Here is a 22023-nt window from a genome sequence, read left to right on the forward strand (position 1 = left end):
GGGCGGCCTCGGCGGGACACTGCGGCGGCGGGGGCTCATGCATTCTCCTGAGACGTCGGTGGGGCGGTCGGGGTCGGGCGGTGATGAGGGTACGCGGAGGTCGGTCGACGGTCGGCCGCGTGCCGGACGGCGTCGTCGGCATCCGTGATGTTCCGTGGGGCCGTGCCGCGAATGCCATGATGGCCGGGCCGGCCCAGTTGCCAGGGAACCGATGCCACCACGACCCCCGGGGTGAGCCGCAGGGCGGCCCTCACACGCAGCTCGGTACGGTTGTGCAGGGCCTGTTCCCACCAGTGGCGCACCAGGTACTCGGGCAGGAGGACGACTACCAGGTCTTGGGGGGATTCACGCCGCACGCTGCGCACGTAGGAGACGATCGCACGGGCACTGTCGCGCGATGGCGAGTCCAGCACGGTAAGCGGGACCTGCAGCCCGGCCTCCTCCCAGTCGCTCAACAGTCGCTCGGCGGCGCCGTCACCGATGTCCGCGGTGACGGCCTCAATGTAGGTCGGGTGGGTGGACAGGGCGTATGTCAGGGTACGCAGGGCGAGCCGGTGCAGTCTGGACACCGGGACGATGGCGTGGACGTGCACAGGCAGCAGGCGCGTGTCGTGCAGGTCGGCGACGGCAAGGTCCTCGTTGACGTGGCGGTAGTGACGGCGGATGGCTTTCATCACCAGGTATAGGGCCGCCATGATGGTCAGCGTGATCCAGGCGCCGCGGGTGAGCATGGTCAGTAGGACGGTCGCCAGCACGGCACCGGTGGAGACCACGCCGATGCCGTTGACGATACGCGAACGGCGCATCCGGCGGCGGGCACCCGGATCCGTGGCGGTGGACAGCGCCCGGTTCCAGTGGCACACCATGCCCATCTGGGAGAGTGTGAGGGAAATGAACAGACCCACGACATACAGCTGGATCAACCGGCTGGTGTTGGCCTGGAAGGCGATCATGAACGCTGCTGCACCCGCCCAGGCCACGATGACGCCGCTCGTGCGGACCGGCCCGTCGCCGCGCTCGGCGAGTTGACGCGGCAGGTACGCCTCACGTCCAAGTACGCCGGCCAGCGCCGGGAATCCGTGGAAGGCCCGGTTGGCGGCCAGCACCAGAATCAGGCCGGTTGTCACCGTGACCAGGTAGAACATGGGCCGGAAGTCGGCGAACACGGTGGCGGCGACCTGCACGATCACCGGATCCTGCCGGTAGCCATCGCCGACGGGGGTACTGTCGGTGAGTAGGTCGGTTGCGGGGTTGCCGACCATGCGCACACCGACGGCGGAGGCCAAGTGCACCACGCTCATGAGCATGGCGGCGGTGATGATCCCGAGCAGCAGCAGGGTGGTGGCGGCGTTCTTGGACTTGGGACGGCGCAGCCCGGTCACGTCGACGGCAACGCCGTCCACGCCGGTCAGGGCGGCACAGCCGGAGGAGAATGCCCGCAGGATGAGCAGGGCGCCTGCCAGCCCCGTAAGTCCCTGATCCCAGCCGGGGTGAGCGGCCAACTCGTACGCGGCTGAGGACGCCTGCCCAAGTGTGCCGGTCAGTTCTTGAATGACGCCGACCAGCACCATGATCCCGATGGCCCCCATGTAGAGGTAGGCGGGCAGGGCCAGGACTCCGCGGGTGCGCTGGCCGCCACGCAGGTTGACCAGTGCCAGAAGCGTGGCGATCCCCACCCCGATGCCCACCTTGTGAGGGGCCAGGGCGGGGACGGCGGCGATCAGGTAGCCGGCACCTGAGGATATGGACACGGCCACGGTGAGCACGTAATCACTCAGCAGCGCGGAGGCGGTCACGAGCCCCGTACGGTGGCCGAGATTGGTGGAGACCACCTCGTAGTCGCCGCCGCCGGTGGGGTAGGCGCGCACGGTCTGCCGGTAGGCCGCGACTACCACGACGAGCACACTCACCACGGCCAGTGCGACCCAGGGGGAGAGCGAGGTGGCGGCCAAGCCGGCCACCGCCAGGGTGATCAGAATCTCGTCGGGGACGTAGCCGACACTTGACAGGGTGGCGGTGGCGAAGACCGGCAGAGCGATCCGCTTCGGGAGCAGGGCCTTGCCCGGGGCCCGGCCGGGCACCGGGCGACCTAGGAGAAGCCGCTTGACGCGGTCGGCGAAGTCGCGCACGAACGACGATGCTACGTCCGCCTCACGCCTGGGCCAAGCCTGCCGCCCGTTGACGGAGTACCGTTGATTCCGTGCACTTCGTCATCATGGGCTGCGGTCGAGTAGGAGCCTCCATGGCATCCCAGTTGGATCGCATGGGTCATTCGGTGGCCGTCGTTGACCAGAACTCCGACGCCTTCCGGCGACTGCCGGCCACCTTCAACGGGCGCAAGGTCAAGGGTATCGGCTTCGACCGGGACGCGCTGGAGCAGGCGGGAATCGACGAGGCCTACGCCTTCGCCGCCGTGTCCAACGGGGACAATTCCAACATCATCGCCGCGCGGGTCGCCCGCGAGTTATTCGGTGTTGAACACGTGGTCGCCCGCATCTACGACCCGACCCGTGCCGACGTCTATGAGCGGCTGGGCATTCCCACCGTGGCGACGGTACGCCAGACCGCCGAGCACATGATGCGCCGCCTGCTCCCCGGCGGGACGGCGCGGGAGTTCATGGATCCCTCCGGCGCCGCGGGACTGGTCCAGCCCGACCTGTCCGCCGCCTGGGTCGGTACGACGGTCGGCTCCTTGGAGGAGCGGCTCCAAGTGCGAGTCGCCTGGATCTCCCGGGGCTCGGGGGCCGTGATACCGCGAACGAGCACCATCATTCAGGAGCACGACCGCCTGCATCTGGCGGCCACCATCCAGCAGTTGCCCGTCGTACAGCGTGCCCTGTCCCGTCCGCCCACGCAGGAGGTCTGAACATGAAGATCCTAATTGCCGGAGCCGGCTCGGTGGGCCGGTCCATCGCCCGCGAGTTGATCAGCCACGGCCACGACGTCACCCTGGTGGACCGCTCCCCCGATGCCATGCGTATCGCCTCCGTGCCGGAGGCGGACTGGCAGTTGGCGGACGCCTGTGACGTGGGCTCCCTGGCGGACGCCGGCGCCGGTGACTGCGACGTCGTCGTATCCGCCACCGGCGATGACAAGGCGAATCTGGTCATCTCCCTGCTGGCCAAGACCGAATACGGAGTACCGCGTACGGTCGCGCGGGTCAACAACCCGAAGAACGAGTGGTTGTTTGATGACACCTGGGGCGTGGATGTGGCCGTCTCCACCCCGCGCATCATGACTGCCCTGGTGGAGGAGGCCGTCAGCGTCGGCTCACTCGTGCCCGTGTTCACTTTCCACCAGTCCGGTGCGCTCATGCATGAACTAACACTGCCTGACGACTCTCCCGTCATCGGCGAGCCGGTCAGCGCCGTCAAGCTGCCGCCGCACACGGTGCTGGCTGCGATTCTGCGGGACTACCGACCGATTCGGCCCGGACGCGGCGACCGCTTCGAGCGGGGAGACGAGTTGCTGTTCCTCACCGCGCGGGCGGGCGAAACGGCGCTGGAGGAAATGCCGGCGATATTCACGGGGGTAGCCGATCCCGCTGTGGAGGCGGACGGTCCTAGCGCTGAGCCGACAGGGCCGAAGCCGACCTGAGCACCGGTTGGACTAGTAACCATACGAACCACAGGGTCAGGGCGAACAGCGGCAGGCCGAGCAGCAGTCGGGCGAGGCCGAGGGCACCAACGGCCGCTTCGCCGGCGAGGAACAGTGGCACTTCCACTGCCAGGCGCAGGGCGAACATGGCGGCCAGGACCCCGGTGCCCAGCGCGTAGCGGTGCCGCGCATCCGGGTGGTCGGCGTACTCGTCACCGGAGGCCGCGTGCCAGATCCGCAGCAGTAGTCCGATCAGGGGCCGACGTACCAACAACGAGCCGCCGGTGGCCGCCAGCCAGACGGCGTTGATCACAAGCCCGGTGGCATAGAAGTTGGTGGCGCTGCCCGAGCGCCAGGCCCACAGGGCGCTGATGACGGCCAGCGCCGCGCCGCCGAGCACCTGGGTCAGCGGCTGGCGGACGCTCAGCCGCGCCACCAGGGCGAGGGCGCTGACCGCCAAGGAGGCCAGCAGGGCGGGAATTAGAGCGTCGGCACGTACGGCGAGTACACAGACGAATACGAGCGTGGGGGCGGCGGATTCTAGAATGCCCCGCCAACCGCCGACGGCGGCTGCGGCGTCGAAACGTTCGGCGTCCAGGGCACCGAGTCCACCCCTAGGCATCGACGCGGCATCGGGCTGGTCATTCATGCTTCCTCCCCGAGGATCTCGTACAGGGGGTTGTAAATGCAGGGGCGGACGCGTTCGGCCACGACCGTGCCCTCGGCACGCAGACGGATGCCCGGCGTGATGCCGGCGATGGCGCGCCGACCGATCCAGACCAGGTCCACCGAGCCCGTGCCGTCATCGAGTCGCCCCACCAGCACCGGTTTGACGGCCGCGGGCCGGTAGGTGACCGCACTCAGCACACCAGACACACGGGAGTGGCTGCGCGGCGTCAGATCCTTGATCGGGGTGACGCCGTGCGAACTCATCGCACCTCGGCGATGGTGGGCCCGGGCTGCAGGGGATCCAGGCCGGGCAGGTCCTCAGCGGCGGGGGCGGCGGCCGCACCGGGGGCGTGCAGCGGCAGGATTTCGCGCGGAGGACGGGCCACCGAGTCGCGCACGACTACGGTGTCGGCGAATACCTCTCGCAGGGGCCGGGCGGCGTCGGCGTCCGTGGCCGCGCGCCCCTGGAGTACGCCGCGAAGGAACCAGCGCGGCCCGTCAACGCCGATGAAGCGAGCGGCCACGGTCGCACCGCGTCCATCCGGGGTGCGCACCGGCACCTGGGCGAGGATCTCGGGGCCGTAGTCCCCGCCGATGATCTCGTAGGTGGCCCTGGCACGGGTCAGTTCGGCAGTGATGTCGGAGCGCAGCTCCTCCCAGATGCCGGCGGTCCGGGGGGCGGCGAAGGCCCGCAGTTCGAGGGTGGAGCCGCCCAGAATGAGGACGGCGGCCGACGCCTCGGCGTCCCGACCGGCTCGTTCCATGCGGATCTGCATGCCGTCGACGGCCGGGACCCGCAGGGCACCGAGATCGATACGGCCGGCGGGCGCGGTGGCGGCGGGCACGGCGTCCACGTCCCAGGGGCCGGTGCCGGCCGCCTCCGGCTCAGGCTCCTTCGAGTCGGCGGCATCGGCTCCGGCATCGTCATGACTTCGGCGGGAGAAAATGCCCATGTATCTGTCCTCCCGTCAGCCGGCGCAGTCCGTGCACACCGGCAGGCCGGTGGTGTCGTCGACGTAGGCGAGGGAGCCCCGGTGGTGAACCAGGAAGCACTCCGAGCAGGTGAACTCGTCCTCCAATTGCGGCACGACGTGCACGCTCAACTCCTCCCGGGACAGGTCCGCCCCGGGGAGTTCGAAGCCCTCGGCGACTTCGTTCTCATCCTCCTCAATCGCCTCCGATGACTGGTCCTTCTGGCGAGCGGTGAGCTCCTCAATGGAGTCGGCTTCGGGCTCGTCGTCATTCTTGCGCGGGGCGTCGTAGTCGGTTGCCATGGCCTCGTCACTTTCTGTCGTGGACGGCTCTCGTTGGGGCTCTCGGGCAGCGGCGGACGCTGCCGGGAACGGTTACGTCCCCATCGGTGAACGATCGGTAACGCGTACCGCCCCGCTGAGCTAGGGCACGCGCACCATAGCACCACACGGCGACGGCGGGAACCGGCTGACCAGGCCTTATGCAGCGGCTGTGGGCGAACAGGTAACGGCTGCTGCGTGGCACGCGGCCCCGCCTACCGGACACGGGGCGGTTGAGATGGCACGCTGAGCCTTGTGCGGCCCGCCCTTCTAGGGCCGCGGGGGTACTGTAAGGAGGCCCACGTCAATGATCGAACTCGAGCTGCTGGGCGCCAACGGCGACACCATTGTCATGACCGACTCACGCGGTGAGCGCTACAGCATCGTCGTCGACGACGCGCTGCGGGCCTCCGTGAGACGTGCACGTCCCGCGGCCCTCGCCCCTACTCCGCCTCCGCCCGCCCCCGGCCAGACCGTCCGTCCCCGGGAGTTGCAGGCACTCATGCGGGCGGGCGCCAGCGCCGAAGAGGTCGCCTCCGCCACCGGCCTGGACGTGGAGCATGTGCGCCGTTTCGAGGGGCCGGTCATCGCCGAACGCCTGTGGGCCGTGCAGCAGGCTCAGGCCTGCCGGATCGGCTGGGAGAAGGACTCCCCCGTGCTGGGCGAGTTGGCGATGGACAGGCTGGCCACGCGCGGCGTCGAGCCCGACAGCCTCGAATGGGATGCGCTACGTGAGGGGCGCGATCCCTGGCAGATCGTCCTTACCTTCGTGCAGGGCGCTCAGGCCAAGCGTGCACACTGGGAACTGGATCTCACGGCCCGCTCGGTCTCCGCCCTGGATGACGAGGCCCGCTGGCTGACGGAGGCGGGAGGCGCGCGCCGCCCCACCGTTTTCGATCAGGACTCCGCCGCCCCCGGCGCGGCCTCCTCCGCCTCGCCGGCCTCGGCGCGCACACCAGCCCCGGCAGTTGAGTCCCCGACCACACCGGCGTCCGCGGTCGACTCCACCGACGCCCTGCTGGCGGACCTGGCCTCCAACCGCGGTCGGCGGATCGAGGCGCTCGCCCCCGCCGAGGAGGACTCCGCGTCGGAGCCCGGCGGCAACGCTCAGGCGAACACTCCCGCACAGGGCCAGGCACAGGTGGTGTCCATGTCCGAACGTCGCCGCGCGCACACCGGCAATCACCCGGCCGGCAGCAGGCTGCGCGCAACTCCCACACCCGCTCGGGAGCAGGACGGCGGGACCGACGGCGACGCCTCCGCCACTCAGGAGGCGCTTCCGGAGATGCCCGCGGCGCCAGCGCCCAAGCCCAAGCGTCGCGCCCGCCGCTCCGTGCCCTCCTGGGATGAGATCGTCTTCGGCGCAAAACCGGAATAGACCCCCACCACGCCGCCCCGGCGCGCGGACGGGGCCGTCAGGCCCGGGCCAGCAGCAGCGGCACCGCCATTTCGGCGTTAGTCAGCGAGCCGTGCACACCCGGCATGGCGATCGCGCTCTCGGAGTGGACGCGCGGATCGACCACCACCCAGTTGCCGGCCATGGCCACCAGCACATCCCCCAGGACGCTTTCGGTACGCTCCCCCACCGGCCCGAGCAATACGGCCGCCTCCTTGGCGGTGCCCACCCACGCGGCCCGCTCCCCCAACACCTTCCGCCACCGGTCGGCGACCACCGCGGCCACTTCCGGGTCCGAATGCGGCACGTACAGCTGGCTGAAGCGCGGCTCCCCGGCAACAGCGACGATATCGCGGGACAGCTCGGGGCTGTCAGTCAGATCGAGGCGATGAGCGGAGTCGGTGTCGACCATGCCGTGGTCGGCGGTGAGCAGCACTCGAGTACCGGCGGGAACCTCACGCAGCAGCTCCGCCATAGTGTGGTCCAGGCGTTCGAGTTGACGCAGCCAGGGCTCCGAGCGCCATCCGTGGCGGTGACCGGCGTGGTCGAGCTCGCCGACGTACAGGTATACCAGTGGCACCCCGCGCCGCAGGGCGTCGGCGGCGAGCGCGGGCCGGTCCTCCATCCGGTCGGCGCCCAGGTGGGGGGCGCCCCGCAGTGCCGCCTCGGTCAGCCCTGATCCCGCGAAGCGCCCCGGACCAATGGTCACGGCCAGGGGCGCCGAAGCGGTCGCCCGCGCCCGTGGGATCAGCCGTTCAAAAACGGTGGGCACCTCCTGCCAGCGACGCGGGTCGGGGGCGTCGCCCTCCCAGGTGATCAGGCTCAGGTTGTTCTTCCCGCAGGGAACCGCGCCGGCGGGAAGGCTTCGGGACAACCCGGGATTGAGCACGCTGTATCCGACCATACCGGTGGCGCCGGGCAGGGCGCCGGTGCCCAGCGTGGTCAGGGCGGCTGCGGTGGTGGAGGGGGCGCAGGTGCGGGCGGCGCCTGCGCTCGGGGAGGATTCGGCGTCGGCCATCCAGGTGCGCAGGGTGGGGGCGTGCCCGCGGCGCTCCTGGAGCAGCTCCAGCCCGAGCCCGTCGACGAGGACGACGACGATCCCGGAGTCGTCCGCGGCGCCGTCGGGCCCGAGTAGTCCCCAGGCGGTGGCCGCCCGCCGCGCCTCGGCGGCGGTGATCGCCCCGGGAGGACCCGCCCGCAGCGTCAGCCCGGCACCGGCGGCGGCCGCCGCCAAGACCTGCCGCAGGTGCGGGACGCTCATGCTTCAGCCGCGGCCCGGGCGGTGGCGGCGGACAGGACGCGGGCGAAGCGCTCGGCACGGGCGAGCGCCTCATCGCCCTCGACTCCGGCGGCCACTCGCACCACGATGTCGTCGGGGACCAATACGCCGGTCAGACCGTGGTCGGCCTGGCAGTCGGGGTCGGTGCAGCCTGCGGGTTCGAGGTCTATACGACGCACAGAACCCCAGGACAGGGCGATGGTCATCTCCGTCAGGCGTCCGCCGTCGGCGGCCGGCTCGGATACGCCGCGCGTGAAGCCCACGGACTTGATACGCGAGATCGGCACGGCCTCACTGGTCGCCAACGCGCCGGGCAGGCCGTCCTCGCGGGGGGCGTCGTCCACATGCACGATGATCAGGCGGCTGGGGGTCAGGGCCAGCACCGTCAAGTGCCGGTGAACGGCGTCGTCGAACACCGTCTCGGCCTGAACCAGGTCGACCAGCACCTCCTCTCCGGCAACGGCGGCATCTAGTGTGCCGAGCACCAGTTCCGGGTAGTAGCCGGCACGGGTGACCTCGTCGGCCAGCGACGTCGGGGTGGGGGCGTCATCCCCCGGGCGAGCCTGCGCAGTCCACGTCATGGGGCAGATCATGCCATCGTTCCCGTTAATCCCGGGTGTCGTTGCCCCGTCGGCGAAGCGGCGGTGAGCCACAATGCGACCATGCCGAAGTCCGCCCCACCTACACCCCCGCCCGCCGACCATCTCATCGTGGAGCAGGATCTGCCCACGGAGATGCGCACCTCCTTCCTGGAGTACGCCTACTCGGTCATCTACGCGCGCGCCCTGCCGGACGCCCGGGACGGCCTGAAGCCGGTGCAGCGGCGCATCCTGTTCCAGATGGACCGGATGGGGCTGCGTCCGGATCGGCCGCATGTGAAGTCCTCCCGCGTCGTCGGCGACGTCATGGGGCGCTTGCACCCGCACGGGGACGTAGCCATCTACGAGGCCCTGGTACGGCTGGCGCAGCCCTTCACCATGCGGCTGCCGCTGGTGGACGGGCACGGCAACTTCGGCTCCCTGGACGACGGCCCGGCAGCACCCCGATACACTGAGGCCCGCCTGGCCGCCACCGCCCTGGCGCTCACGGCGGACATCGACGAGGACACGGTCGACTTCGCCCCCAACTACGACTACACCCTGACCGAGCCGGAGGTGCTGCCGGCGGCCTTCCCGAATCTGCTGGTCAACGGCGCCTCCGGCATCGCCGTGGGCATGGCCACCAATATGCCTCCGCATAATCTCACCGAGGTGGTGACGGCGGCCCGGCATCTGCTCGCGCACCCAGACGCCACCCTGGAGGAGCTGATGGCCTTCGTTCCAGGACCGGACCTGCCTGCGGGCGGCATGATCGTGGGCCTGGACGGGATCCGGGAGGCCTACCGCACCGGCCGCGGCAAGTTCTCCACCCGTGCTACCGCTCGCATTGAGAACATCACCGCCCGCAAGAAGGGCATCGTGGTCACCGAGTTGCCCTACCTGGTGGGGCCGGAGAAGGTGATCTCCCGCATCAAGGAGACGGTGGCCTCCAAGAAGCTGCAGGGCATCACCGACGTCGCGGACCTGACGGACCGCAAGCACGGCACCCGGCTGGTGATCGGGGTGAAGAACGGCTACAACCCCGAGGCGGTGCTGGCACAGCTGTACCGGTATACGCCGCTGGAGGACTCCTTCGGCATCAACAACGTGTGCCTGGTGGACGGCCAGCCGCGCACCTTGGGACTGCGCGAGTTGCTGGACGTGTTCGTACGCCACCGCCTGACGGTGGTGGAGCGGCGCACCCGTTTCCGCCTGGGCAAGCGGCGCGAGCGCCGGCACCTGGTGGAAGGACTGCTGATCGCCATCCTGGATATCGACGAGGTCATTCAGGTGATCCGCTCCAGTGAGGATGCCGCCACGGCCCGGCGGCGGCTGATGCAGGTCTTCGACCTGTCCGAGCCGCAGGCGAACTACATCCTGGAGCTGCAGCTGCGGCGTCTGACGAAGTTCTCCGTGATCGAGTTGGAGAAGGAGCGCGACGAGCTGGCTGCCGAGATCGCCGAGTTGGAGGCGATCCTGAATGACGAGTCCCTGCTGCGGGCCACGGTCTCCCGTGAACTGGCGGCGGTGGCGGAGGAGTTCGGTACGCCGCGACGCACGGTGTTGTTGGAGGCGGCGGGCACGGGTACGGGGGCGCTGTCTGCAGGTGCCGGGGCTGCGTTAGGTGCCGGCGGGGGTGCCTCCCGGGCGATGCAGCAGGCGGCGGCGGTGAGTCTGCGGGCCGGCGCCGGGCAGGTGCCGCTGACGGTTCCGGACGACCCGTGCCGGGTGTTGCTTTCGGCCACCGGCCTGGTGGCCCGCGTGGGCGGGGCGGAGGCCGTGCCGCGCTCGGGCGGCCGGCAACGCCATGACGCCCTCGTCTCTCAGGTGGCGACGACGGCCCGCGGCCACGTCGGAGCGATCACCGATGCGGGTCGGCTGGTGCGTCTGGAGGTGCTGTCCGCCCCGGAGGTGCCGCGTCTGGAGGGGGCGCCATCCCTGGCGGGCGGCCAGCCGGCGCAACTGCTGGCGGATATCGAGCCGGAGGAGCGGGTCGTCGGCCTGGTGCCGCTCGGCTCCCCCGGCGATGACTCCGCCACCCCCGTGGTGCTGGCCACCGCCGGGGGCGTGGTCAAACGCGTCAAGCCGGGCACTGAGCCGAAGAACGGTGATGCCTGGGAGGTCATCTCGCTGGCCGACGGCGACCGGGTGGTCTTCGCCGGGGTGGCCGCCGACTCCGACATGCTGGTGCTGGTTACCTCCGACGCCCGCCTGCTGCGCTTCGAGGCGGCCAAGGTGCGTCCGCAGGGGCGTGGAGCCGGCGGCATGGCGGGAGTGGCCCTGCGTGAGGGCGCCCGCGTGGTGGCCGGGGCGGCGGTGCCCATCGATCTGCTGGCCGAGGCCGTGGTGGTGACGGTGGCCGACGGCGCTGGGGCACTGCCCGGCACCGGCTCCGGCAGCGTGAAGGTCACCCCGCTGGACCGTTACCCGGCCAAGGGCAGGGCGACCGGGGGCGTGCGCGCCCAGCGCTTCCTGCGCGGCGAGGACGAGCTGGTACTCGCCTGGGTGGGGGTCGGCCCGGCCCGTGCCGTGGGTGGCAGCGGTCAGCCGGTTGACCTGCCGGCCGCCGATGAGCGTCGGGATGCCTCGGGCACGCCCTTGGCGGCGCCCATCGCCGGGATCGGCTGAGGCAGGCCGGGAAGGCGCGGACCTACTGCGGCCCGGGGCGGCGGCTCCGCACTGGACGACCATCGCCAGGCAGATGTCGAAGTGGTTGTTCGAGTGGCAGCCCCCAGGTCAGGCCCAGGTCGTGGCAGAGCTGGGCGACGCGGACCGAGCCCTCCAGCCGTAGACGGCCTCCGCCGAGCAGGGCCGCCACTGGCGGGTCCAGGTACTTGCCCAGCAGGTCCAGCATGGCCGCCCTGATGGCGGTCACGGCATGCACCGTGGTGCACAGGTCGAAGGTCTGCACGCCCGGCCGCCGACATCGCGGCCGGCGACCGGGTAGACCTCGAACTTCTCGATCTTGGGTGCAGTCATCTCGGTTTCTCCTCCCGGCGGGTGCCCGGTCTATTCCGCCAAGTCCGCCAGGGCGGTGCCGGCCAGGCGCTCGTAGTAGGCCAGCAGGCTGGAGTGGTCGTCGCGCAGGTGGCCGTCGTTGGAGATGGCGGTCATCATTTCACGCACGGCCGCGGCCAGGGGCAGGGCGGCGCCCACGGAGTGGGCGGTCTCCAGGGCGTTATTCAGGTCCTTGGTGTGCAGGTCGATTCGGAAGCCGGGGGCGAACTCGTCGGTCAGCATCTTCTCGGCCTTCTGCTCAAGCACCTTGGAGCCGGCCAGGCCGCCGCGGATGGCGTCGACGACGCCGCGCGGATCCACTCCGGCCTGGTGCGCCAGCACCAGGGCCTCGGACAGGGCGGCGATGTTGACGGCGACGATGACCTGGTTGGCCAGCTTCGCGGTGTTGCCGGCGCCGAGCTCGCCGACCCGGGTCACCGAGGAGCCCATGACGCCCAGGACGTCCCGGTAGCGGTCGAACAGGTCCTGCGGGCCGCCGACCATGAAGGCCAGGGTGCCGTCGATGGCGCCGGGTTCCCCGCCGGAGACGGGGGCGTCGAGCATGCCCACGCCCTGTTCCTCCAGCAGGCCGCCGATCTGCTGGGAGACACCGGGGGCGATGGAACTCATGTCGATGAGGGTCAGGCCCGCGTGGGCGCCGGCGAGTAGGCCGCGCTCCCCCTCGACGACGGAGAGCACGTCGGGGCCTTTGGGCAACATGGTCAGCACGACGTCGGCCTGCTCGGCGACCTGCTGGGGCGAGTTGGCGGCCCTGGCGCCCTCGGCCACCAGGGCGGCGACCGCCTGGGGGCTGCGGTTGAAGACGACCAGCTCGTAGTCGGCGTGAACCAGGTTGATGGCCATGGGCTTGCCCATGATGCCGAGACCGATGAATCCGATGCGCATGATGATGCGGTGTCCTTTCTTGACGGTGATTGAGCGATTGGGTCAGTGGATGAATAGGCTGAGCAGCAGGCAGCCGCCCAGACCGAGCACCGACAACACGGTGGTGTAGGTGGTGCGGACCTTGATGGCCTCGGTGACGGTGAGGTTGAAGTACTCCTTGAACATCCAGAATCCGGGGTCGTTGACGTGGCTGAAGGCCACCGAACCGCAGGTGGTGGCCAGCACCATGATCTCCGGGGAAACGCCGCTGGCGGCGACCAGCGGGGCGGCGATGCCGGCGGCGGTGACCACGGCTACCGAGGCCGAGCCGAGGGCGATGCGCAGGATCACGGCGATGATCCAGGCGAGGATGATCGGGCTGATGGACCAGCCGCCGGTCAGTTCGGCGATGTAGTCGGCCACGCCCGCACCGGTGAGGACCTGCTTGAAGGCGCCGCCGCCCGCAATGACCATCAGGATCATGGCCATGGACTTGGCGCCGTCCGTCATGGAGGCGGCCACCTCGCTCATCGACCGGCCACCGGCGGGACCGAACACGACGATCGAGGTCAGCAGCGCGATCAGCAGGGCGATGGCCGGGCAGCCGACGAAGCCGATGATGTCGGTGAGCAGGTTGTCGGCGGGCTGGGCCATGTCGTACAGCGCGGCGCCGGCGATGAGGATGACCGGCAGCAGCGCGACCATGAGGGAGCGGGCCATGGGCGGGAGCTCGTCGTCGGAGAACTCCTTGTCGGAGATGAGGCCCTGCGGGATCTCCGGGGTGACCGTGCGCACGAAGGGCAGTCGCGGCCAGACGATGGCGACGACGATGCCGACGGGGAGCGCGATGAGCAGGCCGATGGCCAGGGTGTGGCCCACGGAGGCGTCATACATGCCGGCGACCGCGGTGGGGCCGGGGTGCGGCGGCAGGAAGCTGTGCATGGTCGACAGGGTGTCGGCACCTTCGACCCCGAGGCCATGACCTCAGCCGACGCCTCCGAATCAGCAGCCGCCGCGGCCGCGTCCGCGTCCGCCGCGGCCTCCGCGGAGGCGGCGGGTGTGGTGACCGCGGAGTCGATGTCCACCGACCGCTACATAGTGACCTCCATTCCCGAGGACCTGGACGCCCAGCAGACCGAGGTACTCAAGGCCTTCATCAACTACGACCAGGTCACCTGGAACATCTGGTTCACCGGCACCGGCGTAGAAAACGCCGAACCCCTCACCACACCTGAGGCGTATCAGAGACTCAAAGATCATTACGACCCTATCGCAGGCGAGACCGTCAGTGGCGGTTTGCGTATAGCAATTACCTCTGTAGCTGTTACTGCGCCCGATCTAGCTAGCACGCAGGCTGAAGTCAGGGTCTGTAGCGATCAGGCAGGCCTGACTTCATATGACACATCAGGGACGGAGAATACCGATCCCGAAACACTGCAAGGGCGCTACGAAAGAGTCGTAACACTCGTCTATGACGATACGACGTGGCGTACTGCCGACGAACGAACACTCTCCACAAACGAGTGCTGGGCCTGAATCATGGAGACTAGTCCAATAAGCGACAAGCTCGCCACGATAATGGGTGTCTTACTTCTGCTTTCCCTTCTATTGGGCCCTGGTACACCTTCGTACGCTGCAGGAGTTGGAGGACGAAACAGTTCTGGTTCGTCTTCTGGTGCTTCTGGTTCGGTTTCGTCGGGTGGGGATGGTTCGGTGCAGATTGCGGTGTCGGCGGAGTATGTGTCGGCTGCGTCGGATGGCTCCGGTTCGGGGGGCGTTACGGTCTCCTCACAGACGGTAACGGCGAGCGTGCATCCGGTTTGCTGGTATATGGAGGGCCTGTCGGGCGCCGAGACGGCCGACTGGCTTGATTCACCGGGCGGCGCAGCATCCGACGTTTACCACCGTAACAACAACAACTCCGACCCGAAGGCGCTGGAGGAGCAGAAAGCCCGTTACCCCGACTACGAGTCGCATGCGGACGACACCGAGGGGCACTGGTACGTGGCAACCTGCTCCTCGGAGTACATGGCCGACGACGACCCGCGAGACTTCTACGACGTGATTCAGGACCACATAGTTTCTCATCCGCCGGTGTGGGTGCCTGCCGGTCAGGCTGCGCCGGAGCCGGTGATTGACGGGGCCACCCTGGCGCGGGCGGCGTGGGACGCGGTGACGATTCCTACGGCCACAATCGGCTACAACCCCACGGTAGGAGACATGCAAGCCACGGTCGTGGGCATGGACACCTGGATCTGGGCCACCGGCGACACACCCAAAGAAGCGGTGGTTACGGCTACGGCGGGCCCGGTGACCGCCACCATCACCGCCACCGCCTCCCGGCTGACGCTCCAGCCCAAGGACGGCACCGCGACCTGCACCGGCTTCGGCATCCCCTGGACCCAGGACAACGACTCCAAGGGCACCGACTGCGTAATCGTGTTCGACCGCTCCAGCGCACACTTCAAGGACGCTGTGACCCCGGTGGACGTCAAGGTGTCCTACGCCATCACCTACACCGCCACCGACGGCGCCACCGGCACCATGAACACCCACACCACCACCACAACCACCAACATCCCCGTAGCCGAAATCCAGGCCATCAACACTCGCACGACCAAGGAGCCGTGACGGCTTCACAGGCTCTCGGGACTGCGCAGCCAGTCGGCGTCGGCCGGACGCAGGCTCGTGTAGCCGTCCTCCCGCACGCGCGCGGCGGCGAGAATACCGATCACCGTGGAAGGGTTGTGCAGCCTCCCACGCAGAACCGCCTCCACGGCGTCGTCGAAACGCACCCAGGTGGGCTCGAACTCCGCCTCCTCGGCCTCCCGGGCAATCCGCTCCTCCCCGGGCAGCAGCTTCAGCTCACGGGCCAAGAAGGTGCGTGCCCCCTCGGTGGTGAAGCCGGGTGAGGCATAAGAGTCGACCAGCACGTCCCAGCGGGCGGCCGCATAGTCGGTCTCCTCGGCGAGTTCACGCTGTGCGGCGGCCAGGGGAGACTCCCCCGGCACGTCGAGCAGCCCGGCCGGAATCTCCCACAGCATCGCTCGCACCGGGTGGCGGTACTGGCGCACCATGAGGATCTCTGCGGCCGAGTCCGACTGTGAGGACTCGCGCCCCTCTCGCAGAGCCACAACATTCACGGCGTCGTGGTGCACCACCGTCTGGCGACGTACCGGTGCGATCCCCTCGGCCAGCACCACGGCGTCGTCGTCGACCGCAAAAATCGGCCCCGACCAGACACGCTCGTGGCTGATCACCCGGCGTGTCGGATCGTGAACATCCCAGAGCCGGCTCGGCTGACTCATCGTTCTCTCCTAAAATTCACGGTACTTCACGGCAGGCGACAACGGCTTCCAGCTGGGCCGCAAGCGCGGCACCATCCGGCAGCCGTTCGGCCGCACGCCGCGCACGTTCCCGCACCCGATACCGGGCCTCGGCATCTCGTAGCAGCCCCGCCACGGCCTCGGCGATTACCTGTGGCTGCGGGGGCACTAGGATCGCACCTCCACGTGCGGTGGCGGCAGTCCCGCCCACATCGGTGGCAACAATGGCGGCACCCGCCTGCAGGGCCTCCTGAAGCGCGATCGGCTGCCCCTCCCACAGGCTGGTCTGTACGACCACGTCGGCGGCATCCATCAGTGCCGGCACATCCTCGCGCCGCCCCAGCAGGTTCACCGGCAACGACTCGGCACGGATCCGGGCCTCGGCGGCGGCCCGGCCCGGCCCCTCACCGGCGATCGCCCAGGCCAGCCCCGCCATCGTCCCGGAGCCTTCCACGCCGGACGCCGCCAGCAGTGCCGCAGTATCCAAAAGCAGGTCCAGGCCCTTCTGGGGCGCCAGGCGGGCAACGGTAAGAAGTCTCCCGGAGGCCCCCCGCCACGCGGACTCAACCGAGGATGCACGGGGCGCCAGGCCCCGCTCGTCGCGCCGCGGAGCGGGAATGACGGCGAGGTCGACCCGCTGCGCTCCGCTGCTGCGAAAGTCTTCTGCCAGATCGGGGCTAACCGCCAGGATATGGTCCGCGCGTGCGGCCACCAGGCTCTCCAGCCTGTCCCCGACGGCGGTTGTCAGCCTTCCGCCCACCGGGCGATTGTGGATAGTCACCACCAGGCGGGTGCGTCCCGGTCGCCGCCTGCCCAGGGCCCAAGCCGCCAGCGCGCCGGCCCGCAACCCGTGGGCGTGGACCACATCGGCCCGGCGCCCAAGCCGCCGCAACCGGGCAATGACGGCGCCGTCGCCGAGCGTGGGACGGGCGCCGATCGACAGCACCTCCAAGCGGGCCTGCCCGAAATCGGCACCCGCAATGACATCGGATGGGGCCTCAACAATCACATCATGCCCCTCGCCGGCCAAGATCCGGGCACACTCGGCGACGTGGGCGCGCATGCCCCCGGCGGCACTTCCCGATACCTCCAGTATGCGCAGACGACCCGGGCCTGCTTCCGTCCCATCACCGGATACGGCGCGCCGAGAGCCCTCGGCCTGTGATCGGCTCATTTCACCTCCTGTGACTCACCCTGGTCCGCAATATTACGGCCGGCAGCCCGGGGACGGCGCAGGGAAGCCACCGATTCCCGGTCGACGGCGCAGATGGTAGCCACAGACACGGCGGCGGTAACCAGCGCCCCGCCAACCGCCACAGCCACCTCGCCGATGGCTCCGGCCGGCTGGCGGCTGAGCCAATTGCAGACCAGCCCGAACACGGCAGCAATCGGGGCGGTCGCCGCCAGTAGACGCACCGTCGGCGCCAGCACCCCCACCCCCATGCAGCGCGCCAGCACGACCAGCATGCCGACACCGGCCACGCACATGCCGGTGGTCGTGCCCAGGGCGAGTCCCTTGAGCGTGCCCACACCGTCGCCGCCGTGCGGAGCCAACAACCGCACCGCCGGCCAGGATGCCGCCGCGACCGTCAGCCAACCTGCAACTGCGGCACCAGCGGCGGCGCGGGCCCGATCAGCCGCATACAGCGCACGCGTGACCTGATAGATCAGTGAGTAACCCACCAGGCCAGGGGCCAAAAGGGCCAGGGAAGCACCCATGCCTTCAACCTCGGCCAGCTGAGCGAAGAACCGCTCCGCACCGTGGGCGGCGGCCAGCAGCATGCCCGCCCCGGTCACGGCCACACCCGTCACCAACGCGGTGGAAGAGGCGGTGAGCGTGCGCGCGTCATTGCCTGCACGCGTGAAGGCAGTCGCCAGCCGCGGATAGATGACGGTGGCCACGGGTACCACAAGTACCGCATAGGGCAGTACGTAGACGGCCTGTGTGTACTGGTAAACGGCGACGGTGCCGGTAGTGCCGCCGGCGCGAGCGAGCGCCAGCACCGCCAGGACGCTGAGCTGCTGGGCGATCAGCGTCCATACCCCGGCGCCGCCAAGGCGCAGCGCCTTCGCCGCGGTGCCGTGCCCCAGGCGCAGGGTAGGTCGCAGCCGGACCCCCAGCCGGCGCGCAGGCCACAGCAGCGGCAGCGACAGTGCCGCCACACCCAGTGTCGTCCCCCAGCCGAGCACCTGCAGCGCCGCCGAGGAAGCGGTCTCCGATCCTCGGGTGAGCGCCCCGTACACGGCGTATGTCGCCATCACCACCAGGCTGGATAGCACCGGGGTGAGTGCCGGCCAAGTGAAACGGCCGTGCGCCTGCAGCACGCCGGTGAGCACCACGCCAACGCCGTACAGGGGGATCTGCACCGCGAACATGCGCAGGAAGGACGCCACCAGGTCGTGTTGAATGGCGGGAGCCACGCCGTGGGAGACGGGGAACCAGCCTGCGACCGTACCTGCGCATGCGGCCAGGAGAACGGCTAGCGGGGTCAGGACCATCAGTACCAGTCCCAGCAGCGCTGAGGTGGTGCGAGAAACCTCAGCCTCGCGGCCCGCCCCCACGGGTCCGGCCAGCAGCGGTACCACGGTGGCCGCCAGCGCTCCACCCACCACCACCTCATACAGCACATTGGGGATCTGGTTGGCAGTGGCGTAGGCGCCGGCGACCGTGCCCGCGCCAACGGTCGTTGCCTGCACGATCCAGCGCAGAAAACCAAGCGCACGCGAAACCAAGGTGAGCCCGGCTACTCCCCCGGCGGCACTCATGAGGCCGCGTCGACTACCCTTCGTCGCGCCGTGTTCGGCGGCGTCAGAAGCCGTGGAGGTGATCGGCCCGGTCACTGGTCCGCGCGCCCAAGGCGGTCGACGGCCGAAAGGATGGGATTGGCCTCGATCACACGGCTGAAGGAGACCCGCTCACTGGTCAGAACCAGTCCCGTCCCGGTGGTGGCGGCGACGGTGCGAAGTACGGCACTGGGGTGGGCGGCCAGGGCGGCACCCACCAGGGCACCCAGGGCGTTGGCCCCGGTGTCGCCGAGCATGGTGGTCTCGCCTAGATCCGCGGGCATGGCCGCGGTGGTCGTGCCCAGGGCCCCTGCCGCCAGCATCCGGCTGACCGAGGCCTGTGGACGTGGGTCGGCCAACAACGGCGCCGTGGTCAGGGCCGCAACCTTGAGCGCACGCCCGGGACGCAGATCGAGCAGGTTGTGAAGATTGGCCCAGGACGCGATCACGACGGCGCTGGTCGCGGCATCGACCGCCGTACGCACTGTTCCGCCACGGCTCCGCGTCGCGGCGATAACAGTGCCCGCTGCCAAAGCGGAGGCGCCGATCACCGCCACCTTCAGCGCGCCTGTGGTCAGGTGACCCCGACGCAGAGCCGCCAGATGCCCGCTCAACCCCTTGGCGGGTGTATCACCGTCATGCGCACCGGCATCAAGGTCGTCGATGAGGCCCGCCACGCCCGCGGCCAAAGTCGCCGTGACGGAGGCGATCGCAGCCTTGGCACCAGCTGGTTCGGCGGCGTCGGGGAGCGTTCTCCCAACGCAGGATCCCGCCGCGACGGCACCGGCTGCCACCGCCACACCACCACGCAGATTCACAGTACGTCCGCGGTAGTTGACGCGTCGCAGCCGCTGCGACACGCCTCTTACAGCTCCGAGTCCGGCGGCGCAGGCCGCCGTGGTGAGGCCGGATGCGCCGGCAGCGACCAGTGGAGAGAGCCCACCTGCCGGAGAACTGGTTGGCATCATGACCGCAAGCGTAACCGGCGTCAGCGGGAAACGGGCGGGATGACGGCGTCGGCTCCGTCATCGAAGCCGTAATCGCCCACCGTACCCGCAGCGACGGCCGCAAGCGCTAGGGGGGTGGATACGGCGGCCGTGGCCTGGCCTATGGAGTCAACTGTGGTCACCGGCGCCTCGGAGGTGCGCAGGGCGGAGACGATGTCCGCACGGGCGTCGGCGGCGCCGACAACCGCAGTGGTGGAGACAGAAGCGACACCGGTCAGTGCCGCGACCCAGGCTGACGCGTCCTGCTCGGGCGTGGCCGCGGCGGTCGGCTCCCCGCCATTAGGGGAGGCAACCGTCCGCGGACCGATTACGACGATCATGTCGGCCGGACCGGATGGCGGAGTGTCCTCGGTGACAAGTGGCGTGTCGGATGCAGTGAGCAGCCCCATCAGGGCGGTGGCATTCTCACCCTCGGTGGTCAGAGCAGTGGCTAGCCCCTGCCCGAGTACGGCATTGCCGTCCGCGGCGGCGGCATCCAGGTACGGGGCGAATTGACCGGAGTAGGTGGAGCGGAAGGACTCGCGTGCGGTCTCCGCCCAGGCGGTGCTCAAGTTGACACGGCGGACGACGGTGGCGCCTGCGGTCCCGAGTTCGGTAATGACGGTGTCGATGTCATTGCGCTCCGCACCGGGCATGGTGACGACGGCGACTCTGCGCCCATTCAGGACTCCGGGCAGCAAGGACTCGGCAGTCGCCTTTATGTACTCGTCACGTTCATTGACGGCCGCCGCGGTCTGTTCCAGACGGGTTTGCAGATCGTTGCGGTCCGCCCGCAAGGAACTGACCTGATCGTTGAGCGCCGTGCCGAGCGAGTTCTGCAGCGGCCCCGCCCCCAGGACGACGCCCACGGCGAGGGCGAGGAAGACGGAGATGAGCGAGACCAGGTGGTAGCGAAAGTCAATCATGAAGAATCCTGTACTTGCTCAGACGGAGGGTGTGTTCGGCGTGAGTCCTACGAGGGACCGGAAGAAGTTGACCAGATCGTCCCACACTGCTCCGGACAGGCCGAGGAAGGTCTGGCCCGCGGGGGTGGCGGCGAGGGCGACGAACAGGGCGATCAATCCCGCCAGTGCCAGCAGCCCCAGCTGCCAGCCGGAGATGCGGGTGCGGTACAGGCGGGACACGCCCTTGGCGTCGATGAGTCGCCCACCAACCTTGAGGCGGGTGAGGAAGGTGGAGGACATGCCGGCGCGTCCCTTGTCGAGGAACTCCAGCAGGGTGGCGTGTGTGCCCAGGGCGACGATCAATTCGGCGCCCGCCTCATCGGCCATCAGCATGGCGATGTCTTCACTGGTACCGGTGGCGGCGAAAACGGTGTGTTCCACGCCGAGGTCCTCGACTCGTTTGAGCCCGGGTGCGCGCCCATCACGGTAAGCGTGAACAATGATCTCGGCGCCCGAGGCCAGGGCCTTGTCGGACACGGAGTCCATGTCGCCGACGATCATGGCCGGTTTGAGTCCGGCTTCCAGGACCGCGTCCGCACCGCCGTCGACTCCGATGATGACCGGTTTATACTCGCGGATGTAGGGTTTCAGGGCCTGGAGGTCTTCCTTGTAGGAGTAGCCGCGCACCACGATCAACACGTGCCTGCCGCTCATGGAGGTACGGATCTCCGGAATGCCAACGCCATTGAGTAGCAGGTCGCGTTCGCCACGCATGTACTCCAGGGTGTTGGCGGCGAATGCTTCGAGTTGGACCGCCAGTCCCTGCCTGGCATCTTCCATGAGCGCATCAATGCTCTGCCGCGTCTGAATGACGCCCTCGGCGAGGATGGCGGAGTCATGGCTGCCTCCCGCACCGGAGGCAGTCTGGGCGGCCGACCGGTGTCCGTGGCGGTGTCCGCCGCGGCCCTCTACGTGCACCGCGCCAGGATGGTCGGAGTCGGAGTCGAGTTCAATGGTTATGCGCTGTCCGTCGTGCAAACGCATGATGTCCGGGCCGAGGTCGTCGACCAACGGGATGCCCGCGTCAATGAGGATGCCGGGGCCGAGGTTCGGGTAGCGGCCGGATACGGAGGGGGCCGCGTTCAGGACGGCCGCCGGCTTGCATTCGACCAGGGCCTCGGCCGCCACCCGGTCAAGATCGACATGGTCGATGACCGCGATTTCACCGGGCTGGAGTCGCTTAGTGAGTTTCTTGGTGCGCGCGTCCACCCGGACCATGCCGCTGGGGCGGTCCGGTTCTGGCGGGGCCTGCTTGCGGAACGGAAACGG

21 protein-coding genes and 1 pseudogene are annotated in these 22023 nt (G+C 69.3%); 6 read left to right on the forward strand and 16 right to left on the reverse strand.

What is annotated here, in order from left to right; genetic code table 11:
* Window positions 1-35 precede the first annotated feature (35 nt).
* Entirely contained in the window at window positions 36-2129 is a 2094-nt protein-coding gene (locus tag Q4A20_RS04745; protein WP_303120854.1) for an APC family permease, read from the reverse strand.
* 113 nt (window positions 2130-2242) lie between these two features.
* Between Q4A20_RS04745 and Q4A20_RS04750 the strand changes: the two genes are divergently transcribed.
* On the forward strand, window positions 2243-2866 hold the full coding sequence (locus Q4A20_RS04750; RefSeq protein WP_303120856.1) for a TrkA family potassium uptake protein: 624 nt from the start codon (window positions 2243-2245) through the stop codon (window positions 2864-2866).
* 2 nt (window positions 2867-2868) lie between these two features.
* A complete protein-coding gene (locus Q4A20_RS04755; RefSeq protein WP_303120858.1) occupies window positions 2869-3597 on the forward strand; it encodes a TrkA family potassium uptake protein in 729 nt (242 codons plus the stop codon).
* On the opposite strand, the gene Q4A20_RS04760 is transcribed toward Q4A20_RS04755, so the two are convergent.
* Genes Q4A20_RS04760 through Q4A20_RS04775 form a run of 4 tightly spaced genes read right to left on the reverse strand, consistent with a single transcriptional unit; the run spans window position 3563 to window position 5540 of the window.
* Window positions 3563-4246 (reverse strand): DUF3159 domain-containing protein, encoded by a 684-nt coding sequence (locus Q4A20_RS04760; protein WP_303120860.1) that lies wholly within the window; start codon window positions 4244-4246, stop codon window positions 3563-3565. The genes Q4A20_RS04755 and Q4A20_RS04760 overlap by 35 nt on opposite strands.
* Entirely contained in the window at window positions 4243-4530 is a 288-nt protein-coding gene (locus tag Q4A20_RS04765; RefSeq protein WP_368502435.1) for a nucleotide-binding protein, read from the reverse strand. The genes Q4A20_RS04760 and Q4A20_RS04765 overlap by 4 nt, the downstream gene beginning before the upstream one ends.
* Window positions 4527-5219, reverse strand: a complete 693-nt coding sequence (locus Q4A20_RS04770; protein WP_303120862.1) for a DUF3710 domain-containing protein — start codon at window positions 5217-5219, stop codon at window positions 4527-4529. Before Q4A20_RS04770 ends, Q4A20_RS04765 begins: the two co-directional genes overlap by 4 nt.
* Window positions 5220-5234: 15 nt before the next feature.
* Entirely contained in the window at window positions 5235-5540 is a 306-nt protein-coding gene (locus Q4A20_RS04775; RefSeq protein WP_303120864.1) for a DUF4193 domain-containing protein, read from the reverse strand.
* A 325-nt stretch (window positions 5541-5865) separates the two neighbouring features.
* On the opposite strand from Q4A20_RS04775, the gene sepH reads away from it, so the two are divergent.
* On the forward strand, window positions 5866-6936 hold the full coding sequence (gene sepH, locus Q4A20_RS04780; protein WP_303120866.1) for a septation protein SepH: 1071 nt from the start codon (window positions 5866-5868) through the stop codon (window positions 6934-6936).
* A 37-nt stretch (window positions 6937-6973) separates the two neighbouring features.
* Here the strand turns inward: sepH and Q4A20_RS04785 are convergent, their stop codons facing one another.
* Together Q4A20_RS04785 and Q4A20_RS04790 are read right to left on the reverse strand one after the other, a co-directional pair.
* Window positions 6974-8215: an alkaline phosphatase family protein gene (locus Q4A20_RS04785; RefSeq protein WP_303120868.1), complete on the reverse strand. Its 1242-nt coding sequence runs from the start codon at window positions 8213-8215 to the stop codon at window positions 6974-6976.
* Window positions 8212-8814, reverse strand: coding sequence for a DUF5998 family protein (locus tag Q4A20_RS04790; RefSeq protein WP_303120870.1), 603 nt, complete (start codon window positions 8812-8814; stop codon window positions 8212-8214). The genes Q4A20_RS04785 and Q4A20_RS04790 overlap by 4 nt, the downstream gene beginning before the upstream one ends.
* Before the next feature lie 81 nt (window positions 8815-8895).
* On the opposite strand from Q4A20_RS04790, the gene Q4A20_RS04795 reads away from it, so the two are divergent.
* Entirely contained in the window at window positions 8896-11439 is a 2544-nt protein-coding gene (locus Q4A20_RS04795; protein WP_303120872.1) for a DNA topoisomerase (ATP-hydrolyzing) subunit A, read from the forward strand.
* Window positions 11440-11461: 22 nt separating this feature from the next.
* Here the strand turns inward: Q4A20_RS04795 and Q4A20_RS04800 are convergent, their stop codons facing one another.
* From Q4A20_RS04800 to Q4A20_RS04810, 3 genes and pseudogenes are all read right to left on the reverse strand, one after another.
* Window positions 11462-11722 carry a hypothetical protein gene (locus Q4A20_RS04800; protein WP_303120874.1) on the reverse strand — a complete coding sequence of 87 codons (261 nt, stop codon included), beginning with the start codon at window positions 11720-11722 and terminating at the stop codon, window positions 11462-11464.
* A gap of 98 nt (window positions 11723-11820) precedes the next feature.
* Complete coding sequence (gene garR, locus Q4A20_RS04805) at window positions 11821-12714, reverse strand: 2-hydroxy-3-oxopropionate reductase (RefSeq protein WP_368502436.1); 894 nt, start codon at window positions 12712-12714, stop codon at window positions 11821-11823.
* Window positions 12715-12756: 42 nt separating this feature from the next.
* Window positions 12757-13653: pseudogene (locus tag Q4A20_RS04810) on the reverse strand (gluconate:H+ symporter); the annotation flags it as partial.
* An 18-nt stretch (window positions 13654-13671) separates the two neighbouring features.
* On the opposite strand from Q4A20_RS04810, the gene Q4A20_RS04815 reads away from it, so the two are divergent.
* Entirely contained in the window at window positions 13672-14229 is a 558-nt protein-coding gene (locus tag Q4A20_RS04815; protein ID WP_303120876.1) for a hypothetical protein, read from the forward strand.
* Window positions 14230-14406: 177 nt separating this feature from the next.
* A complete protein-coding gene (locus Q4A20_RS04820) occupies window positions 14407-15324 on the forward strand; it encodes a hypothetical protein (RefSeq protein WP_303120878.1) in 918 nt (305 codons plus the stop codon).
* A 5-nt stretch (window positions 15325-15329) separates the two neighbouring features.
* On the opposite strand, the gene Q4A20_RS04825 is transcribed toward Q4A20_RS04820, so the two are convergent.
* From Q4A20_RS04825 to steA, 6 genes are all read right to left on the reverse strand, one after another.
* Window positions 15330-16001 (reverse strand): NUDIX domain-containing protein, encoded by a 672-nt coding sequence (locus Q4A20_RS04825; RefSeq protein WP_303120880.1) that lies wholly within the window; start codon window positions 15999-16001, stop codon window positions 15330-15332.
* A 16-nt stretch (window positions 16002-16017) separates the two neighbouring features.
* Window positions 16018-17193, reverse strand: a complete 1176-nt coding sequence (locus Q4A20_RS04830) for a glycosyltransferase family 4 protein (RefSeq protein WP_303120882.1) — start codon at window positions 17191-17193, stop codon at window positions 16018-16020.
* Window positions 17190-18785 (reverse strand): murein biosynthesis integral membrane protein MurJ, encoded by a 1596-nt coding sequence (murJ, locus tag Q4A20_RS04835; protein ID WP_303120884.1) that lies wholly within the window; start codon window positions 18783-18785, stop codon window positions 17190-17192. The genes Q4A20_RS04830 and murJ overlap by 4 nt, the downstream gene beginning before the upstream one ends.
* A gap of 71 nt (window positions 18786-18856) precedes the next feature.
* Window positions 18857-19771, reverse strand: a complete 915-nt coding sequence (locus tag Q4A20_RS04840) for a hypothetical protein (protein WP_303120886.1) — start codon at window positions 19769-19771, stop codon at window positions 18857-18859.
* A gap of 20 nt (window positions 19772-19791) precedes the next feature.
* The gene (locus Q4A20_RS04845) at window positions 19792-20715 is read right to left on the reverse strand and encodes a copper transporter (RefSeq protein WP_303120888.1); all 924 of its coding nucleotides are present in this window, start codon (window positions 20713-20715) and stop codon (window positions 19792-19794) included.
* 18 nt (window positions 20716-20733) lie between these two features.
* Window positions 20734-21972, reverse strand: coding sequence for a putative cytokinetic ring protein SteA (steA, locus tag Q4A20_RS04850; RefSeq protein ID WP_303120906.1), 1239 nt, complete (start codon window positions 21970-21972; stop codon window positions 20734-20736).
* Window positions 21973-22023 lie beyond the last annotated feature (51 nt).

The sequence above is a fragment of the Actinomyces sp. genome (assembly GCF_030530635.1).
Classification (GTDB): Bacteria; Actinomycetota; Actinomycetes; order Actinomycetales; family Actinomycetaceae; genus Actinomyces.